We start from the raw sequence: 5,216 nt of genomic DNA, 5'->3' as shown, positions 1-5,216 counted from the left end.
CGGGATTTCCGGTGACTCGCCGCGTCCCTCGTGCCGGTCGCTCGTGGCTGCCGACGACGGGGGCGTTGCGTGAGGTTCGCCGGCAGGTGACGACGGGAGGATGGCGGCCCGCGGCTACCCTGCCGCATGAGACGTCGGGAAGTCCCGAACGGGCATCGCCCAACCGGAGGTACGGCATGGTTGTCGGAAGTCGTCCAGTCAGCTGGGAAGATCTTCGCCAAGCCGTGGTCTGGCAGGGTCTGCGGGATGCGCTGGCTGTCATCACTCCGCCCGGGAACACCTCGCTCACGATCGTGGACGCCGGCGGCGGGAGCGGTGGGTTCGCGGTACCACTGGCCGAGCAGGGCCACCGGGTGACAGTGGTTGATCCGAGCCCTGACTCACTCGCGTCCCTCGACCGGCGGGCAGCTGAACGCGGGGTCACGCATCTGGTGGCGGCACGTCAGGGTGATCTTTGTACTCTCCCGGGGATCGTCGGTGCAGCATCCTGCGACGTACTGCTGTGTCACACCGTGCTGGAAGTCGTGGATGAACCCGCCCGTGCCCTTGCGGCCGCAGCGTTGGTCCTGCGTCCGGGCGGGCTGCTCAGCATCGTCGCGGCCAACCGGGACGCGGTCGTGCTCGCCCGTGCGCTCGCGGGCAGGTTCGCGGAGGCGCAGTACGCGCTTGCCGATCCCGGCGGGCGGTGCGGAACATCCGACTCCGCGCACCGTTTCGATGCGCGTGCTCTCGCCGGCATGGTGCGCGATGCCGGTGCCGATGTGATCGCGATCCACGGTGTACGGGTGTTCGCAGACCTGGTACCCGGAGCGTTGGTGGACGGCGACCCGTCCGCCGCCGAGCGGTTGCTGCGCCTGGAGATCGCCGCGTCGTCCCGTCGGCCGTTTCGCGATCTTGCCACTCAATTGCACGTCCTCGCTCACCGCAACGCCGGCTGACAGCAGGCAGCTGAATGCGGTCACGGTGAGCACTTACGGGCTGCCTGACGATGAGGGCAGCTGTGTCCTGCACGTCGACATGGACGCATTCTTCGCCTCGGTCGAGGTGCGGGCCGCACCACGCCTGCTGGGCTGTCCCGTGATCGTCGGTGGCGGCGTGCGGGGGGTGGTGCTGTCCGCAACCTATGAGGCCCGTCGCTACGGCGTGCGAAGCGCCATGCCCATGGCCCAGGCGCGTCGACTGTGCCCGGCGGCGGTGGTGGTGCCCGCCAACCACGACGCCTACCGTGCGGCGTCGACAGCGGTCATGGAGATCTTTCATGACGTCACGCCGATGGTCCAGCCGCTGTCCCTTGACGAGGCGTTTCTCGACGTCACGGGCGCTCGGCGGCATTTTGGACCGCCGGCTCGCGTGGCGGCGGCCATCCGGACCAGGGTTGCCTCCGAGCAAGGGCTGACCTGTTCGGTCGGGGTGGCGCCGTCGATGTTCATCGCCAAGATTGCGTCCGCGCGGTGCAAGCCGGATGGGTTGCTGGTGGTTCCCGATCATGGCGTGCTTGCTTTCCTGCATCCACTGCCCACCACCGCGCTGTGGGGAGTCGGGGAACGTACCGAGGCAACCCTGCGGCGTCTGGGTCTGCGTACCATCGGTGACATCGCCGACACTCCGCTCGCCACCCTGCGGGCTGTGCTCGGCCGGGCTGTGGGAGCGCAGCTGTCCGCGCTCGCCCACGGCCGTGACGACCGGGTGGTCAGTCCACCCGCGGTCGATCGCAGCATCGGGGCCGAAGTGACCTTCCCGGTCGACACCGCGGATCGAGCCGGCATCGTCCGGGAGCTGTTGCGCCTGTCTGAGCGGATCGGCGCCCGGCTGCGGGGCCGCAGCTACGGAGCCCGCACTATCTCGCTCAAGGTCCGCTATGCTGACTTCAGCACCGTTACTCGGGCGCGGACGCTGCCTGAAGCGACCGATGTCGCACAGGCGATCTATCGCACTGCATGTGAGCTGTTCGACGGGCTTCGCGCTGAGGCCATTGCCGCTCGACCGGTCGCGGTACGTCTGGTCGGCGTGCGGGTTGAGAATCTCGTCGCGGCCGGAGACCTGACTCACCAGCTCGTGTTGGGTGAGCGCCGCTTCGGGCGACGGGATGCCGAGCATGCCGCTGACCGTGCTCGTAGCCGCTTCGGTGCGGACACGATCCGGCCGGCGTCGCTGATGACATCTCCCGGTGTCACCCGGGATGGGCTTCCCGGTGTCACCCGGGATGGGCAGGGGGAGGACTGAGGGCAGGACGAACCGATCGGTCTGTCTCGGCATGGTTGGTTGCCTACCGCGCCCGCCCGCTCGTGCCTATTCTTGGGTGTCAGGTTCCGTCTGCCGGACCTGCCGGTCGTGGGAGGAGCGTCGATGCCGCTCTCGGAAAACGAGCAGCGCCTGCTGGATCAGATTGAGCGCGCGCTCGTCGAGGACGATCCGAAGTTCGCGAGCACGGTCCGCTCGACGAACCCCCGTACCTACCTGCTACGCAGGGTTCGTCACAGCGTTCTCGTGTTCGTGCTCGGATTGGTCGTCCTGGTCGTCGGAGTCGTACTCAACCGGACGCCTCTGATCGTGGTCTTCGGTGTGCTCGGCTTCGGTCTGATGTTGTTCGCGGCGTCGCGGGGCGCTGCCGATCTTCGCCGGATCGGTGGTCGCGGTGGCGAGTCGGGCGGTCGTCATCCGTCGGTTTCACGGCGCCAGCCCCGTGCTTCGATCACTGCGCGCCTTGAGGAACGCTGGCGCCGTCGATGGGAGGACAGGGACGGCCAGTGACGGTCGGTGACGGTCGGTGGCGGTCGGTGATGGTCAGGTTGACTGACGGCTGGGTCGTCTCCGTCGGGCGAATCGGCCGAATCCACCCAGCCCACCGACCACCGAGCGTGGGGCGACCAGCGCACGCGCTCGGTCGCTGCGCGGGGCCGCCGTCCGCAGCAGCTGCCCGACCAGCTGCAGGTTACGTCCGATCCCTGCGTCGGACGTGCCGGACCGGGCCAGCGTGGGCGGTCCGTAGCAGGCCAGCTCCTCCGCCTCGGCGATCTGGAACAACGCAGCCCGTGCCGTCTCGGCGTCGGGTGCCGCGACCTCGGCGCTGGCGGCGATGTGGTCGGCCAGGCGCATTGCGACGGCCCGCGGCGACTCGTTCGAACGCAGCGGCAATCCAAGATCGGCCGTGAGGTCCGTGAGTTCGGCCCAGACCGCGTGCACCCGGACATCCACGGCCGTTGACCCGTCGCGATCGGGGTGACCGCCTGTCATTGCGACGGCGACACGGCGGCGGCGGCGCGCGATCCGCACCATGGCCGGAAGCAGCAGCACCACGACGATGCCGGTCCCGAGCAGAGCCCGCGCACCCCACCGGATGATCGTAGATAGTGAAATGCTTATGGAATGTGTTTTTTCGGAAGCTTTTGGCTCCGCGATGGGTGCGCCATCCCGGCTGGCACCAGGATGCGGCCCCGTCGCCGGAGTCGGCGTGGCGGCGTTGCGCGACGGTGCGGCCGAGGAGTTCGCACCGGGCCCGGTCGCGTCGGGGGACAAGGCGTACGCCGGGGTGATGGTACCGTCCGCACGAGGAGTGGGCTCGAAGGAAACCCACCCGATCGAGGCGAACCACGCTTCCGGCCAGGCGTGCGCATCCTTGTTGGTGATCAGATAGCTGCCGTCGGACTGTCGGGTCCCCGGGACGAAGCCGATCACAACCCGGGCCGGGATGCCGAGAGCTCGCAGCAGCACGGTCATCGCGGAGGCGAACTGCTCGCAGTAGCCACGTCTGCTCGTGAACAGGAACTCGGTCAGAGCCCCGTCCTGGGTCGTGGGAGCGCCGTTGAGGTCATAGATGAAGTTGGTGTCGTGCAGGTAGTTCTGGATCGCGACGGCCTGCTGGTAGCTGTTCGTGCGGGTCGCTGTTATGTCACGGGCGAGTTTCCCGACCCGCGGGTCGGTACTGGGCGGAATCTCCGTGTCAATCTTCAGATCTGCCGGGACCGTCCGCGGTGAGGCCGCAAGCTGGCTTGGAAGCGGGTCGGGGATGGACGCTTCCACCTGGAAGTGTGCGCCGGCGGTAGTGGCCCGGGTACTGAAGACCGTGCCGGTGTCGGCGGACAGTCGCCAGTCGTGGTCCGGAGCAAGACCGTCGATCCTGGTCGGGGTCCCAGGCAGGGGAAGGTAGCGTTCCGTCAGGACCGTCGACACGTTGATTGTTGCTGACACCGTTGTGGCGCGGGTGTTGCGGGCCACCGTGGGAAGGCCGTCGTTGATTCTCGCATCGCTGGTCGCGTGCAGTGAGCGGAGAGTGAACCGCTGCCCGTCGAACTGTTCCAGCGCGGTCAGCCGCAGGTACCGGGGAGTGGCCGTGCGCACCGACAGCAGGCTCGTGGGCTCGCTGGCATGCAGTTGCTGCGACATCGAGACGAATGGCGGCACCACGATCGCCGAACCCGGGCCGACCGTGTAGCGGGGAACACCCTGCTGGCGGGCCAATGGTCCCACCCCGTTGAAGGACGGCAACAGGGCCGGGACCGCCAGGGTGCACACCACCGCGCACAGGGCGATGCCGGCGGCAAGGCTGGCTGCGCTGTTCGGTAGTGACGGCCGCTCCGATCGGGTGATCGACTTTCCCCAGCGTTCGAGCGTCTGCCGCCTGTCCATCGCGAGCAGCAGCAGAAATCCTGCCGTGCCGAGCAGGAACGGCGCTACTCCGACACCGCGTGGCAGCACGGCGGCGGGCAGCATGAACAACGCCAGCAGCGGAAGTCCCGCGAGTGTCGGGCGTCGGATCGTCACCACCAGGAGATCGACGATCGTCGCGACGACGTAGACGCCGGTAACGGTGAGTATCACCAGGCCCGGTCGTTGCGGCACTGGTGCGGCAAGCCTGGCCACGTCGTCGCGACCGGCCGTGACCAGGGTGCGCAGCGCATCCACCGTCCGTCCCGTCGGGACCAGACCGGCGACGGCGGTATCGCGCGCATACAGCGCCGTAACCAATATCACGAGCCCCAGCAGCCCGAGCACGAGCGCCACCGGGATGGCCAGCCGGAGCGCCCGCGCCAACGCGGCCGTGGCCACAGCTACCGCGGTGGCCACGATCACGGGACCGAACCACCACCAGAAGCCTTCGAACAACGGCGTGAGCGCGGATGCGCAGAGCAGCGACGCCAGGGCGCCACCGATGGCAGGGGAGAGTCGGGGCTGGGAAGTCACCGGGCCACTCCGGCCTGTGTGTTCGTGGACAGCGC

4 protein-coding genes are annotated in these 5,216 nt (G+C 68.5%); 3 read left to right on the top strand and 1 reads right to left on the bottom strand.

All coding sequences use genetic code 11. The features are described from left to right. From U9980_RS01775 to U9980_RS01765, 3 genes are all read left to right on the top strand, one after another. On the top strand, window positions 1–938 hold a 938-nt coding region (locus U9980_RS01775), incomplete at its 5' end, for a methyltransferase domain-containing protein (RefSeq protein ID WP_322766398.1). A 25-nt stretch (window positions 939–963) separates the two neighbouring features. Continuing rightward, the gene (gene dinB, locus U9980_RS01770) at window positions 964–2,223 is read left to right on the top strand and encodes a DNA polymerase IV (RefSeq protein ID WP_322766397.1); all 1,260 of its coding nucleotides are present in this window, start codon (window positions 964–966) and stop codon (window positions 2,221–2,223) included. Window positions 2,224–2,346: 123 nt separating this feature from the next. Next, window positions 2,347–2,751: a DUF3040 domain-containing protein gene (locus U9980_RS01765; protein ID WP_322749563.1), complete on the top strand. Its 405-nt coding sequence runs from the start codon at window positions 2,347–2,349 to the stop codon at window positions 2,749–2,751. Between the two features lie 33 nt (window positions 2,752–2,784). Here the strand turns inward: U9980_RS01765 and U9980_RS01760 are convergent, their stop codons facing one another. Continuing rightward, the gene (locus tag U9980_RS01760; RefSeq protein WP_322766396.1) at window positions 2,785–5,181 is read right to left on the bottom strand and encodes a DUF3488 and transglutaminase-like domain-containing protein; all 2,397 of its coding nucleotides are present in this window, start codon (window positions 5,179–5,181) and stop codon (window positions 2,785–2,787) included. Window positions 5,182–5,216: the final 35 nt, after the last annotated feature.

The sequence above is a fragment of the Protofrankia sp. Cr1 genome, from assembly GCF_963555865.1.
In the GTDB taxonomy this organism is placed as follows: domain Bacteria; phylum Actinomycetota; class Actinomycetes; order Frankiales; family Frankiaceae; genus Protofrankia.
The sequence above is the reverse complement of the archived record's forward strand: the minus strand, read 5'-3'. Positions and strand labels throughout refer to the sequence as shown.